Here is a 13,501-nt window from a genome sequence, read left to right as displayed (position 1 = left end):
TGTTTTTCCTGATGAGTTACGGTCGGAATTTTTTTCATTGGGATAAAAAACTCCAATGGTTTTCTTGTCAATTTCACACCCTCTTAATTATATTTTTTTACTTAAATTAAACTTCATATTTTTTAATTCTTATTCTATCATTCGCTCTGCTCCCATTCCCTTTCTCTAGCTACTCCCGAATGGGAGCTAGAGAAAGAATGGTGGAGCGCTGGTGTGACAGTATTTTCTTACTTGTCTCGAGCTGTCTTAGGCTATTAGCCTGTAACGAACAAAAATATTATTCTTAGGCTTCTTAAGCTAATAGCCTAAGATTACTTTTATTAAGAATAACCATTATTTTTTTCTTATAGTTCCATCTTCAACCAAAAACTTATCGCTCTTGCCTACTCTTCCGTAAACTGTTTTGCGTGCTATCTCCAAATAATCTGCGACTGCATTAATATCAACTGCACCACCATCTTCGCTCAGAATATTAAAAGCCTCTTCAAGTTCTTGTTGAGTTTTTTCGCTTCTTGATTGATTGGCTTTTTTGGTTCCTTTTTTCCACTTAGCAGTTGGCTCCTCCTCCAACTTGATATCTTGCAATGTGTCGTCCAGAACATGTATAGGATATTGGAACCAGGCATTTACTGATTTAAACTTAGGAAACTCTCGCAGTGTTCCTTCTAGTCGCCATGCGGTTGCTTGCCTCATTGCTTCAACCGCTAAAGTTCTTTGCTCATTAATCTGCTTCAATAGCTGCTGCCCATTCGGTAACTTGTTCATTGCAGCCATTAAATGATGAGTCATTTGCTTTTCGCTAAAGCGATCATCTATTCCAACTTCGTCATACATTGGATTGAACTTTTTAATTGCTAGGTCATACACATTGCAGATTGCTTGGTTCACACGCTGCATGTATCTTTCTTCTTCAACCGGTAATTCAATCAAGTCCAAGATTGCATCTGGATCACGGGCAAACACTCCGGAGCCACTTGAACGATCAATCGAACTCTTTCCACTCTGAATTCCTTTACTGTGATGATGAGCATAAATAACTGAACATTTTAACTCTGTGGCAATTAGGTCAAACTGATTTACAAAAAGCGACATATCATGAGCATTGTTCTCGTCCCCAGTCAGTACCTTGTAAATTGGATCAATGATAACTGCCTTGTAATCTGCTTTTTCTGCTCGTCTGATTAACTTAGGTGCCAGCTTATCCATTGGACTTGTCTTCCCGCGTAAATTCCAAACATCAATATTGCTAACATGGTTGTGGCCGCGTCCTAGTGTATTGTAGATATCAACAAACCGTTTCTTAGCTGAACGTTCATCCAACTCTAAATTCACATACAAGACCTTTCCTTGTTGGCAATTAAATCCAAACCACTTCCAGCCTTCTGCAATGGCAATTGCTAATTGAATCAAGGAAAAGGACTTACCAGCTTTACTCGGGCCAGCAATTAACATCTTGTGTCCTTGACGTAAGATACCTGAGATTAATTCGGGAGCTAGGACAATCGGCTTATCAAATAAATCAGACATGTTTTCCATTTCTGGCAAATTGTCATTCATGTCCTCGATGTATTCTTCCCACTCTTCCCAGGACTGCTTGCCGATGTTCTTAGCAATTAAGAATTGTTTCTTGCCTTGACGTTCGAACCCCGGTAATCGGGTTAAGCGTGACGGATTCTTATTTTGCTTATCGACCTTCAAACCATTTTTTTCAACAATCTTGTAGAGGTAATCAACACGTTCCTGATACTGTGGATAATTAGCGGCATTCACTTTAATAACCGCGTGAATACTTTTGGATCCAGAATACGTTAAGGTGGCAATTGGTAATTCAAGCTTATGCATGATCTCATTCTGTTGCTCTAAGCTCATACTGTCGCTCTCTACCAAGGCGTAGCGAAAATCGACTACGTTATCGTTCTTAACACCTTTGCCATCTAATGGATTAAAGCGAATCCAAGCTCCAATTTCTGGATTGGCATCACCCATGACAGCGCCGATGTCCCCTTTGTTCCGTCTCAAACCATCAATGATTTCTCCAGCTGTTTTAGTGTAAACACCTTTATTAGGCAACCATTTTTCGATGTCACCTTGCTTATGCGGATAACCGTCATTCACATAACCGATCACATCGCCAGCACTAAAAAGTGTCTTCATGTAATCAATAATTTCCTGCGCTGGATTCCAGTTAGTCGGTTCTTTGATTTCTTGACCAACTACATAATCAGTATTAACAATCTTGTAGCCCTTATCGATATCAGTTGCGACAAAACCTTCGTCCCAACCAATGAAGTCGTCTCCGTCCGTTCCACCATGTGGCTGCCAGCCATTATCTTTGGCGAGCTGTGTAATCGTGGCACCTGTCACTGGTGAATTAGCACCGTCAAAGGTGGTCCACTTCTTCTCACACTCGCCATCGTGATACCGCCCTGGATCATTTCGGCTCCAAGACTCCCAATCACTGACGGAATAGCCTTCATACTTAAGTGCCATACCTATTCCTGTCCAAGTAGAGTAGTCCAGAGATGATGGATCTATATAGTCAAGTAAGGGAAGTAAATTAAATTTATTTTCCATTTTTACCCCCTTTTTCTTTCTGGCGTGTTTGCGATTCTTTCTGTTGTCCACCCTAATCTAAGACGATTGTATACAGTAAATTGTTTATAACCTATAAATTCTGCAAATTCTGTGGCAGTAAAGTTTTTTCCTTGAAAATTAACTATCAGGTTATTACTTCTGTTATTGGCCTGTTTTTTGATCGTTTCCCATCTGCAATTTTGCGGGCAATAATTCAGTTTTGAATTTATTCTGTCTATCGTTCTAGAATTCGAATAACCGTTATTTAAAGCCCATTTTCTAAAATTCATAAAAGTATGCCATTCCTGACAAACTTTTATTCCTTTATTTCCATACCATTTGTAAGCATCATGTTCTGGTTTATAACATCTGTTATGCATTCCTATCCAAATCACGTAAATTCGTTCTTTGGAATGGCCTTGCGATACCGATGAAATCCTTCTACATCCGCAGCTTTTAGTATGACCACTTCTTAGGTGACTGCCATTAACAATTTTTGTATTGCCACAGTCACATTTGCATACCCACTTTATATTTCCAGATTTATTCGGGCCGCTCTTTTCGATGACTGTTAATTTTCCGAATCTTTTTCCCGTTAAATCAATAAAATTACATGCTGTCATGTGGCATCGATTCCTTTTTCTCTACTTCTTCCATTAAGTGTTCAAGTGCCGCTGTCCATCCTTGGTCAAATGCTTCTCCGAGGATTGCAGAAACATGCTCTTCAATCTGATTAATTTGAGCACGTGATTGTTCATAAGGACAGTCATAATAAAATGTGTTAAGTACTATTTTTTTGATGACCGCAAAATCACCGGTAATCTTTTTCTGTAAATCTTCCTGCATTTGTGGTCCCCCATCTTTATTTACTTAGTTTGGCCAAACTATGCCACAGCATGGAATCGGACCATGCTGATGTCACCAGACTGTGGTTAAACTGTTGCTACTTCTGGCTTGTACTCAGAAACTTTAACTGACTGTGGTAATCTCCAGCCATTTGCTGCGATTCTTGAAATCATTTTTGTGGCACTTTCAAATTCCCAAGTTCCCACATTCTTAAAACCATAAATTTCAAGTCGACGAATTTGCTTGGGTGTTGCAAGACCCTCATCACGTCTACGTGAAAGCCTTTCTAAAATCATTGAAGCTTTACCTGCGTTATCAATTGCATCTGGCAAGATACCCAGTTTCTCAAGTGTTTTCTTTTGTTGATCACTCGGCGGTGCCATTTCCCAACCAAATGACGGTTTATAGCTTGTTAAATCTTCTGCTTGAATGGACATTTCAAATTGCAACGGATCCACCAATTTGCGTTTACGTCTGCGCATTTCGGATAGCTGCTTGGCAAGTGCCTCTTCGCGTTCTGCTACGACGTCTTCACTAGCTTGTTTTTCAGCTTCTTCAATATCTACTGCGGCCCCTGCGTCTTCGATGTTGTCTGTCATCTTCTTAGCCACTTCTTGATTTTTGGTAATCAAGTGAGCTGGATGGCAAAGCTCAAGTCGTTCTGTGTGCCATAAGAAGTCGAGCAACAGTAATTCCGTTTTGCCTTTACAAAGTCGAGTACCACGTCCAACCATCTGGCTGTAAAGTGCCCGTGACTTAGTCGGTCGCAACACCACGATACAGTCAACTGACGGGCAGTCCCAACCTTCTGTTAAGAGCATTGAATTGCAGAGTACGTTGTACTTTCCTTCATCAAAGTCTTTCAGTATCTGCTTGCGGTCATCAGATTCACCATTTACTTCTGCAGCTTTTAAACCCTTAGAGTTTAAAATGTCACAGAATTTTTTTGATGTTTTAACGAGCGGCAAGAATACCACCGTTTTGCGGTCCATACAGTTCTTGACCATTTCATCTGCAATTTGCTCAAGGTAAGGATCCAACGCAGTTCCCAAATCTTTTGTTGAGAAGTCTCCAGCTTGCTGCTTGACTCCGGATAGATCTAAATGAAGTGGAATGGTAAGTGCCTTAATTGGTGTCAGATACCCCTCTTTGATAGCGGCCGGTAAAGTATACTCGTACGCTAGGCTTTGAAAATATGAACCCAGATTGCGCATGTCTGACCTGTCAGGTGTCGCCGTAACCCCTAGTACATTTGCATTTTCAAAGTGCTGCAATACTTTCTGGTAACCATCACTGATGCAATGATGAGCTTCATCGACTACGATGCTGTTGAAGTAATCAGCTGAGAATTGTTTTAGCCGTTTATCTCTTTGCAATGTTTGAATTGACCCGACAACCACTCGGTAAAAGCTTCCAATACTGGTTTCTTCTGCCTTTTCAGTAGCAGTCTTAAGTCCAGTTGCCTTAACTAATTTGTCAGATGCTTGTTCAAGTAGTTCTCCACGATGCGCTAAGACAAGAACACGTTCACCTAATCGCACCCGGTCTTCAATCACTTTGCTGAACACGATCGTCTTACCAGTCCCCGTTGGCAAGACTAGCAGCGTGCGTTTATTACCTTTTTGCCATTCATCTTGAATAGCTTCACGTGCCTCCTGTTGGTATGGTCTTAATTCCATGGCAAACTCCTTTCTTTACTGTTATAATTTTGTTGTTTTAAAAACTTATCTTGGGGTGATTTTCATGAAAAAAACTATAAAGGTACATTATTTGGAAAATGTTAGTTCACAAAATTTAATAATTGATATAGACGAATATTGCCCACATTGCAAAATGTCTATTTCTCCTAAAGTTGTTTATGCGACATCCTCGTTGCCTCTTCAGCCCCTCATAGAAAACAGTATTGCTCTATTTATGCAGTGCACAAGAAGTAACTGTAAGAAATTTTATTCAATAGAATTTCCCTGCAAGGTCGATAAATTCAAAGAACTTATTGACATACAGCCTGCTGTCAAATATACTTACTCTCCACATTTAGAAAATACACTTCCTCCGAATTTAAATGAAACTTTCCCTGATTTCAAAAAAATCTATGACCAATCTCTTGAAGCTGAGTCCCTGGGATTAGATGAAATAGCTGGAGTTGGTTATCGAAAAGCAGTTGAGTTTCTAATTAAAGAATATGTGATCAAGCAAAATCCAGAAAAAAAACAGAAAGTAGAATCCAAATTCCTTGGTAAAGTTATAAAAGAAGATTTAGGAGATATACCTAAAGTTCAAACTTTAGCACAAGCTGCCGTATGGATTGGAAATGATGAAACTCATTTCACTAGAACTCACGAAGATAAAGATCTTCGTGACATGAAAAGTTTTCTAGAAGCTGCTGCTTTATTCATTTCAGCAAATCTAAAAGCAGATGAAGCTGAAGCCTTTATAAACCCTCAAGAATCGTAAAATACTTATAAAACTCATTTTCTTTATTTCCGTTGGTAGTAAATCCTTTTTTTAAAAGAATTTGCCTACCATTTTTTTGTGTAGAATACCCAGAAGCAATAACTTTTGCATATACTTTCATCGTCCATTTTTTATTTTCATATTTAGGAATTTCAGGAATAAAGTACTCAATATATCCACCTTGAAAGTCTTCTTTTTTAGTGTATTCCATAAATTTCATTCCTCCTCTACTTTGATAAGCTGTTCTAGCGGAACTCGCCTAACTAGTCCTTTGATTTGTAACTTAGCTACTACATAAGGCGCTAAATCAACAATTTCTACTACTCGGTAAATGCCATTTCTATAAAGAACATTGTCACCATTTTCAATCATGGTGATCACCTACTTTTACAGCTGGCCATTGCATCCGTAGTGCCCCTGGATATGCAGCATTTCTTTTATTCTCTATTTCAGTAAGCTTTTTTTGACATTGCTCACAAAAAGTTTTGTTACCATGTGGCATCACACCCAAATAGATTTCTTCACCATATTTGAGAACGCGGTCACACATAAAACATTTTTGAAAACTCATTGGCATTGTTGCCACAACATCGCTATTTAGTTCACCAAAGTCTACAAAACGCAGGATTTTATAAACAAAAGTTGAAGTCTTTTCAAAACTAATCATTGCAACTCCTCCTTTTAGAATGCACCTGGTTGAAATCCATTAGGTGCTTGCTGTCCATTATTTGGAGTGTTGTTTTGCTGTTGACTGCCGTAATTCGGTTGTGCATTCGCTCCATAATTAGGCTGTGTATTTTGCTGTTGAACAACGCCTGTATTTGCAGCTGGCTTCAAGAATTCCTTGATCCGGTTATTCTGCTTTTTATTTCCATCACGGTCGTTATAACTATTGACTTCAACTTTAGCTTGCCCTTTACTCCCAACTACTGTGGACCAGTTTGGTGAGAACGGCTGACCGATGACAGTTGGTTGTCCGATAGCGGCAAAGAACTGTGTCAACTTCCAGGTAAACTTCTTCATGAGGTACATCCGTTCCTTGACAGTCGTCTTGCCTTCTTTACCGACTACCTCGCAGCTTACTTCTGCATAAGGTGCTCCATTTGGAATTTTGTCACTGTTACCTGTATAAACTTTGCGTTCTAAATTTGTAACAGTGAATGGATAGTTGCCTTCTGGTAATAATGTGAAGTCACTTTCTTCTGCCACCCAGCCACTATTCCAATCCAAAAATTCATTTTCGTTGTTCATTTAAAATTCCTCCTATTTTCTAATCTTTGAGTTTAAAAGTCCTAAAGCTTTATCCCAATTTGTTGCTAAGTATCCCCATAAATCTGTTGGAATATTTTCAATTGGCGTATCCTTTGGCATGAAGCCACCCTGGTAAATAATCTGCATCACTTCCTCTACCGTAACTTGATTAATTTTCATTAAATCTGCGATCTGCTGTGGAATTACAGTCGGAATACTTTCTTTGTATTCCGGTACAGGAGCTGTCTCAAGTACTGGATCACCTTGAGCTTCTGGCTTTTCTTCTGGAACTGGTGGCAAAGGTACATCTTGCGTTTCCGCAGGCTGAGTAACTTGTTGAGCCTGAATATTAGTAGCAGCTTCAAATGCTTGTGCAATTTGCGAGTAGTCAAATGGCAGTTCATCTTGTAAGCCGAGTCGATTTTTTGCATCCCAGGAAGGTCGGTGTGTGGTATACATTACCCTTTGACCACCAGTTGCTTTCTTACTATTCGTCTTGTCATCTGTAATGATCGTCGTTTTATAGTTGGCGAACAATACCATGTCGGCCCACTCTTTAACTAGCGGTGCAGTTTTCTTTTCCAGTTTTAATTCATAGCGATCATAAGCACCCATTTCATCGGGTTCTTCCTTTTTACGCAACCAAGCATGAGCTGTAATCACAACGTTAATTCCTAGTTCAATCACTTCACTTAACAAATTCAGCAGTTTTCCAATTTCATTAGCCAACGCTACGTAACGTGTCCCATATCCGGTTGAATCAATTGCTTGCCAATGATTTTGTTCCATTAAATGACGTTTAGCTAAGTCCTCACCCCAGTCCATTGTGTCGATAATTAATGTTCTGCACGGTCTGTTTTGCTTAACAAAGTCAACTTCCTGCAATAACATTGTCCAGCTTGTAGGTTTATCCAATCGTTTAACATTCAGATACAGTGATGAGTCTTCTGTATCAATAAATAATGGATCTGGAAATTGACTAGCAAAAGTTGTCTTCCCAATTCCTTCGACTCCGTACAAAATAACTTTTTGTGCTTTTGGAATTACACCGCTTTTTATTTGAAATCCCATTTACTAAAATACCCCTTTCCCTTGCCAACCTGTTTGTGTCTGAACTGTTTCAGCTTGTGGCGCTTGTTCCTTGGCATAGCCATCCTGGATAATCACACTGCATTCATCTCCGGTTGAAACTCTGGTGGCGATTGCTTGCAGTCCTTCTTGTTCAAGCCACTTGCCAAACTCATTTAATGTGGTCATATCCATCTGTTCCAATTTATCTAGGAGAATGAAACCACAATCTGGTTTCAATTCACGGACAATTGCCGTTGATACTTTAAGTTGATCTGAACCAGACATGTTATCCCACTTCTGACCGTTGTAAGTTAACTCTCCATCCTCAACGGAAAGTCCAGGGAGAGGTAATTTTGCATCGTGTAAAAGTGCAGCTTTTTGCTTACGAATTTCTTCAATGCCCTCACTTAATTCCTGATACTTACTGCTATATTGAGCAGCGTCTTCTTCTGCCTTATCTTTATCAAGATTGGCCCTTACTTTACGGTTGATTTCATCAATTTCTGATAAACTCTTTTCAAGTTCAGCGGTTGAACCATCTTGTAAATCTTTAGTAGAACTCTGTGCAATCTTCAAATCAGCTTCAGTTTTTTCATGAACTTGAACTAACTCGTTAAGTTGCTGTTGCAACTGCTGGATTTTTTCAGTTTCAAAATCAAACTTTTGCTTAATTTGAGTTAATTGCTGCCGTTTACGAGCATTCTCGCCATTCTTCGCTAAAATAGTCTGTTGTTGTTGAATTAGATCTTTAACATCTACTGGCTTTTTAGGAGCATCTGGAAAATAAGGTTGTTCTTTGGCAAACTTACTTTTCTGGTCAGCAATCTGCCCGATTGTGTGGCGCTGGTTATAATTCTCTTGTTCTGTGCGTTCTAACTCAAAAAGTTTTTCGCTAACTCCGATTATTCTGAGTAAAGTCTGTGCTTTTTCTTTTGAGGTTGATTCCATAAACTTCGGTAAATTGATTGCCAGCTCTTCTACAAAGTCATTTAATAATTGTTGGCCGCCCTTTTGACCCTTGGGATCGATTACCTTTAAGCTTGAGTTCTTACCAGTTCGCTCAACAATCAAGCCATTATTCATGACAATGTGAAGTCGCGGCGGCGTAGCTGAACCTTCACGATAAGCCTTAGATGGTTTGTACTTGTTTCCACCTAAACCCCAAGCAATTGCATCAAGTACGCTGGTTTTACCTTGGTTGTTATTTCCACCCACAATTGTTAGACCTTGCTGTGTGGGCTCAATCTTAACTGCTTTAACGCGCTTGACGTTTTCGATTTCAAGCTTGTTAATCTTGACTGCCATAACTATTCCTCCTTTTTATTCAAATCTGCATTTTTAATAAATGTTCCGTTCACAAGCTTTCCTTTACGATCCTTGATATGGCTATATGCTTTTTCAAGTGCTTGATTCATTGTGATTCCCTGTTGTTCCGAAAAGATGGTCAAGGTCACAAATACATCACCAATTGAGTCGATCATGTGTGCTCGATTACCTTTGCTAAAGTCTTGTGCCAACTCACCAGCTTCTTCGAAAAATTTTATCAACTGGCGATTGCTCAATTCTTTGTTAAGTAATTTACGTTCAGCGCCCCAAGCAATAATATTTTGATTCAATTCACCTAATTCTTGTTTCGAAACCACTACTATTCACTCCTTATCCTCCATTAAGATATCTTCCACCGCTTCAAACAGATCTTGATATTCTTCTTCTGGTACATCTCGAAAAACTTCATAACCGATTTGAATCGCAGCTACATTCAAAATTTCCAAACTAAAAAAGTCACTGTTCATTTTCGTTTCTCCGTTTAGCTGCCGCTATATTAACTTTTGAAATGCTAATACCAACTTTTGTTAGCTCTGGATTTTTGTAATTCAATTTTTTTCTATTCATCTCTAGGTTCTCACGCAAGCTCACTAACTCTAGATTTTCTAAATTAGTATTTTTATGGTTTCCGTCCAAAAATATTAACTTTTTATCTTTTGGAATCGGACCATGCGCCTTTTCCCACTTGATTCTGTGTACTTGTTTCCATCTTCTGTGGAATGGTAGATCGTTGTTTACTTTTTCCCAGATATATCCATCAGCTCTTTCCCTTAATGTGCCTAATGGCGTTCTTTGTTCTGGGCGTGGCCCCTTTTTGAATTGAGTTTCATTCATTCTTCCAAAAGATCCACGCTTTAGTCCTTTATTTTTGGGAATATGTCCTTTTGGAAAAAAGCCTGTCAATCCACTATCAAGATGATGATTAGCTTTATAGCTTTTTATCTGTTGTATGCTTAAGCCAAGGTTAAAATGTTGGTTTACAAGTGTTGTTAATTCTGAATTTGTACGACCCTTGTAATTTTTATCGATAAATTTCTTCTGCTCAGGTGTATATCTTCTACTCACGCGACTCAATTCCGATCATTTTTGGAATAAGCATATTTACGTCTTCTCTTTTGTCGTACGCGATTGCTGCTTTTAATGCTAAATCTGCATTATCGACTACATTTTTAGCAACAACAGAAACTGCATTTGCTCTCTGGATCTCTTCTTGTAAATCTCCACCTTTTAAGTCTTCATCGCCAAGCCGCTCTAGTTCCGCAAACAAATGATCATTAAGATCTTCAAGCTTGTTTTTCGTCATCTAAAATCCCTCCTAAATATTTTGGAATGTCTGAATCTTCAATATATTCAAGCGGTTTTCCTATCCATGATGAAACATTAAAAAACCTTTTGACCGTTTCAGTCCTGGGCATTACATTCAAACTGCTGAAGCAGACATAATCATCCTTGGTGTTTTGAATGAAATAAATATTTTTCACTTCTCGGCTTAATGAATCACCGTGAACAATAGTGACATTCATACCTCTGATCAGGCAGTTAAACAGTAGGAATGGTAAAGCTGCATCGCCTAGCTCCTCAACGTGGTAAAAGAACATTGAAGGTCTATATTTGAAAGGATTAGTTTTTCTGCAATCCTTATGCCATCTAGAAATCAGCATCCCCCCAGTGCCAGCAGCAGGCTCAAAGTAACCATTTCCATTGCCTACTATTCTTGTTGCAATCTCTGCCACACTTTGCGGCGTAAAGTCCTGTTTCTTCTGTTTTCGTTCCGCCTGTTCTGTTTCAAAGTATTCATGGAACCAGTCGAACGATACATCTGTAGTGATTTCAAGAAATTTTCTAAACAAGTTTTCTCGCTTGCCCTTGTCAAACATGATTTTCATCAACTTATCAGGCACTTGGTAGGATTCCTTGACGCCTAATAATTTCATAACTGTTTCCGCGTCCATTTATGAAACCTCCATCATAACTGCCATTATTTTTTGATCATCTTTAACTCTTAATTCATCTAAGACGTGTGCATAAACTTCTTGTGTGATAGAAACATTAGCATGTCCTAAGCGCTCTGAAATGGCATTAATACTAACGCCGTTGGCTAAAAGAACACTCGCATGTGTATGCCTTAGTGCGTGAACTGAGATGTGTGGCAGCCCTAATTTTTTGCATAGTACCGAGAGCCTTGCGTTAGCAGTTGCATTAAAAACACGTTTGTAATTTCCTGCCTCATCTTTTTTAATAAAGATTGGTTCATCTTTAGGAAGACTTTCAATCTGAGGTTTAAACATACCAAGTATTTGCCAGTCCAAAGAAATTGTTCTGTTTGAAGTGATGGTCTTAGTTTTTTTAAATCCACCTGCTGGGTTCTTATAATCCCAAGTTTTGTCAATGGTTAAGCAACGGCGCTGAAAATCAAAGTCTCCTGGAGTTACTGCTAATGCCTCAGCAAATCTAAGACCAGTTTTAGCGATTAGTAGAATAAACCAGTTGGGGTCAAGCGGATGGCTTAAATCTAACCCTTGCAGTAGCTTTTTATATTCATCAACCTGCAAAAACTTTTCATGCGTTTTGTGATGCGGTTTTCCTTTGATGACTATTTTCCATGAAGGATCACGCTCAATATATCCTTCATATTGCATATCCCTTATGCAAGCTTTAACTTGGTGATGAAAGTCGGTAACGGTTTGCTTTTCATGATACTGAGAATACATATTTATCATTTTTTGATATTTTTCTCTATTGAATGCTGCAACCGTTACGTTTGGTAAAAGTTTTCTGAGCCATTGTTGAGTTATACGATATTTGTTATAAGTAACATCCGCTACCGCTCCATCTTTATAGGTTTCCATCCACTCAAGGTAGTACTTCCAAAAGTATTCTTTTTTAATCGACGCTTTAGACACTCTTATAGCTCCTTTCTTGTGGTATGATTAAGTCGAAAATTATTTATTTGTGGAGCTCATTGCCGTGAGCTCTATTTTTATATGAAGAATGCAACCGCCTCCCCAGCTATGAAAAATAATGAAATACCGATGATCCAGATTGCAAAAGGTTTACTGCCAAAATACTCAGTCAAAAAATTAATCATGGTTTCTCATGTCCTTTCTCGTAACGTCCTGCGTAATATGCAAGAACGATTGTGGCTAGCCAGCCTACAAGTAACATCACTTCACCTCCTTTTATTTGCCGCTAAAAGCGTCATTATAATGATTCCAGTAAATTCGCCAATCACTAAGCCAACTAACATGCCTAACCAGAACAGACTCATAATTTAGCTCCCCAATCGATTCGCTGACGATTATTTTCCATCCACTCACAAGCAGGTTTAGCGAAGATGATATTTTTTGTACCCTTACCATGTGCAGGTATTAACCACCCCCCTTTTAGACAATCAATTTCATTTCTGAACTTGGAAAAAACGAAAGTTGATACCCAATCAGGACTTTTACCACCACAGCAAGCTCTACGAAATTCATCAATACTCCAAGTACGTCCAGACAGCTCTTTTTCAAGCAGCTCATCAGCAATCTGTTTGACAGGTTCTTTCAATATCATGCGCAATACTTCTTCATTCAAAAGAGCTTGCATAAAATCAAACCCCTTCTATTCCATATCTAATACTCGGTAAATCTTCTTGCGAATGTTTACTGACTTTGGAGACATATCGCCACTAATCGCACGATTAACTTGAATTACCCCCTCGCCAATTAATTCCGCTAACTCCACTTGAGTCATATCTCTCTCAAGCAAATGAAACTTAATTTGTTTCTTAACTTCTTTAGCAGTTTCAACAAGACTCTGCTCGACCATAGAATTACTCCTTTCTGTAATTTATTAATCAAGGTATTGCATTAATTTAAACTATAGTTTAAAATGAGTGCATACGAAATAAGCTTCAAACAGCCATACCTACAATGTTGCCCCACTACAAGCACATATATCAGGTTGCTATTTTTGTTGCTTAATTACTTGATGAACT

General features: G+C 38.7%; 19 protein-coding genes. 1 reads left to right on the top strand and 18 read right to left on the bottom strand.

The features are described 5' to 3' along the window. Positions 1 to 333: 333 nt before the first annotated feature. The 4 genes from ABF682_RS04365 to ABF682_RS04350 all read right to left on the bottom strand — a co-directional run bounded on the left by ABF682_RS04365 (position 334) and on the right by ABF682_RS04350 (position 5,099). Positions 334 to 2,574, bottom strand: a complete 2,241-nt coding sequence (locus ABF682_RS04365) for an AAA family ATPase (RefSeq protein WP_415615008.1) — start codon at positions 2,572 to 2,574, stop codon at positions 334 to 336. Positions 2,575 to 2,576: 2 nt separating this feature from the next. Then, positions 2,577 to 3,197, bottom strand: a complete 621-nt coding sequence (locus tag ABF682_RS04360; protein ID WP_415615006.1) for a hypothetical protein — start codon at positions 3,195 to 3,197, stop codon at positions 2,577 to 2,579. Further along, positions 3,184 to 3,420 (bottom strand): hypothetical protein, encoded by a 237-nt coding sequence (locus ABF682_RS04355; protein WP_415615004.1) that lies wholly within the window; start codon positions 3,418 to 3,420, stop codon positions 3,184 to 3,186. Before ABF682_RS04355 ends, ABF682_RS04360 begins: the two co-directional genes overlap by 14 nt. A gap of 86 nt (positions 3,421 to 3,506) precedes the next feature. After that, on the bottom strand, positions 3,507 to 5,099 hold the full coding sequence (locus tag ABF682_RS04350; protein WP_415615003.1) for a DEAD/DEAH box helicase: 1,593 nt from the start codon (positions 5,097 to 5,099) through the stop codon (positions 3,507 to 3,509). A 64-nt stretch (positions 5,100 to 5,163) separates the two neighbouring features. On the opposite strand from ABF682_RS04350, the gene ABF682_RS04345 reads away from it, so the two are divergent. Further along, entirely contained in the window at positions 5,164 to 5,874 is a 711-nt protein-coding gene (locus tag ABF682_RS04345) for a hypothetical protein (RefSeq protein WP_415615001.1), read from the top strand. On the opposite strand, the gene ABF682_RS04340 is transcribed toward ABF682_RS04345, so the two are convergent. From ABF682_RS04340 to ABF682_RS04275, 14 genes are all read right to left on the bottom strand, one after another. Next, a complete protein-coding gene (locus tag ABF682_RS04340) occupies positions 5,852 to 6,085 on the bottom strand; it encodes a hypothetical protein (protein WP_415614999.1) in 234 nt (77 codons plus the stop codon). The genes ABF682_RS04345 and ABF682_RS04340 overlap by 23 nt on opposite strands. 5 nt (positions 6,086 to 6,090) lie before the next feature. Beyond that, entirely contained in the window at positions 6,091 to 6,246 is a 156-nt protein-coding gene (locus ABF682_RS04335; protein WP_415614997.1) for a hypothetical protein, read from the bottom strand. Further along, the gene (locus ABF682_RS04330) at positions 6,239 to 6,541 is read right to left on the bottom strand and encodes a hypothetical protein (protein ID WP_415614995.1); all 303 of its coding nucleotides are present in this window, start codon (positions 6,539 to 6,541) and stop codon (positions 6,239 to 6,241) included. Before ABF682_RS04330 ends, ABF682_RS04335 begins: the two co-directional genes overlap by 8 nt. Positions 6,542 to 6,555: 14 nt before the next feature. Further along, positions 6,556 to 7,125: a hypothetical protein gene (locus ABF682_RS04325; protein ID WP_415614993.1), complete on the bottom strand. Its 570-nt coding sequence runs from the start codon at positions 7,123 to 7,125 to the stop codon at positions 6,556 to 6,558. A gap of 12 nt (positions 7,126 to 7,137) precedes the next feature. After that, a complete protein-coding gene (locus tag ABF682_RS04320) occupies positions 7,138 to 8,196 on the bottom strand; it encodes an ATP-binding protein (protein ID WP_415614991.1) in 1,059 nt (352 codons plus the stop codon). A gap of 3 nt (positions 8,197 to 8,199) precedes the next feature. After that, entirely contained in the window at positions 8,200 to 9,501 is a 1,302-nt protein-coding gene (locus tag ABF682_RS04315; RefSeq protein ID WP_415614989.1) for an AAA family ATPase, read from the bottom strand. A gap of 2 nt (positions 9,502 to 9,503) precedes the next feature. Continuing rightward, a complete protein-coding gene (locus tag ABF682_RS04310) occupies positions 9,504 to 9,839 on the bottom strand; it encodes a MazG-like family protein (RefSeq protein WP_415614986.1) in 336 nt (111 codons plus the stop codon). A gap of 6 nt (positions 9,840 to 9,845) precedes the next feature. Next, complete coding sequence (locus ABF682_RS04305) at positions 9,846 to 9,989, bottom strand: hypothetical protein (RefSeq protein WP_415614985.1); 144 nt, start codon at positions 9,987 to 9,989, stop codon at positions 9,846 to 9,848. Further along, entirely contained in the window at positions 9,979 to 10,587 is a 609-nt protein-coding gene (locus ABF682_RS04300) for an HNH endonuclease signature motif containing protein (RefSeq protein WP_415614983.1), read from the bottom strand. The genes ABF682_RS04305 and ABF682_RS04300 overlap by 11 nt, the downstream gene beginning before the upstream one ends. Further along, a complete protein-coding gene (locus ABF682_RS04295; protein WP_415614981.1) occupies positions 10,580 to 10,825 on the bottom strand; it encodes a hypothetical protein in 246 nt (81 codons plus the stop codon). Before ABF682_RS04295 ends, ABF682_RS04300 begins: the two co-directional genes overlap by 8 nt. Next, positions 10,806 to 11,474 carry an N-6 DNA methylase gene (locus ABF682_RS04290; protein ID WP_415614979.1) on the bottom strand — a complete coding sequence of 223 codons (669 nt, stop codon included), beginning with the start codon at positions 11,472 to 11,474 and terminating at the stop codon, positions 10,806 to 10,808. Before ABF682_RS04290 ends, ABF682_RS04295 begins: the two co-directional genes overlap by 20 nt. Then, on the bottom strand, positions 11,475 to 12,425 hold the full coding sequence (locus tag ABF682_RS04285) for a site-specific integrase (RefSeq protein ID WP_415614977.1): 951 nt from the start codon (positions 12,423 to 12,425) through the stop codon (positions 11,475 to 11,477). 361 nt (positions 12,426 to 12,786) lie between these two features. Continuing rightward, positions 12,787 to 13,110, bottom strand: coding sequence for a DUF771 domain-containing protein (locus ABF682_RS04280; protein ID WP_228889598.1), 324 nt, complete (start codon positions 13,108 to 13,110; stop codon positions 12,787 to 12,789). Positions 13,111 to 13,125: 15 nt separating this feature from the next. After that, positions 13,126 to 13,332 (bottom strand): transcriptional regulator, encoded by a 207-nt coding sequence (locus ABF682_RS04275; protein ID WP_228889601.1) that lies wholly within the window; start codon positions 13,330 to 13,332, stop codon positions 13,126 to 13,128. Between the last annotated feature and the right edge of the window lie 169 nt (positions 13,333 to 13,501).

Source organism: Liquorilactobacillus sp. (genome assembly GCF_047719775.1).
GTDB lineage: Bacteria > Bacillota > Bacilli > Lactobacillales > Lactobacillaceae > Liquorilactobacillus.
This window is presented reverse-complemented; position numbering and strand designations above follow the sequence as displayed.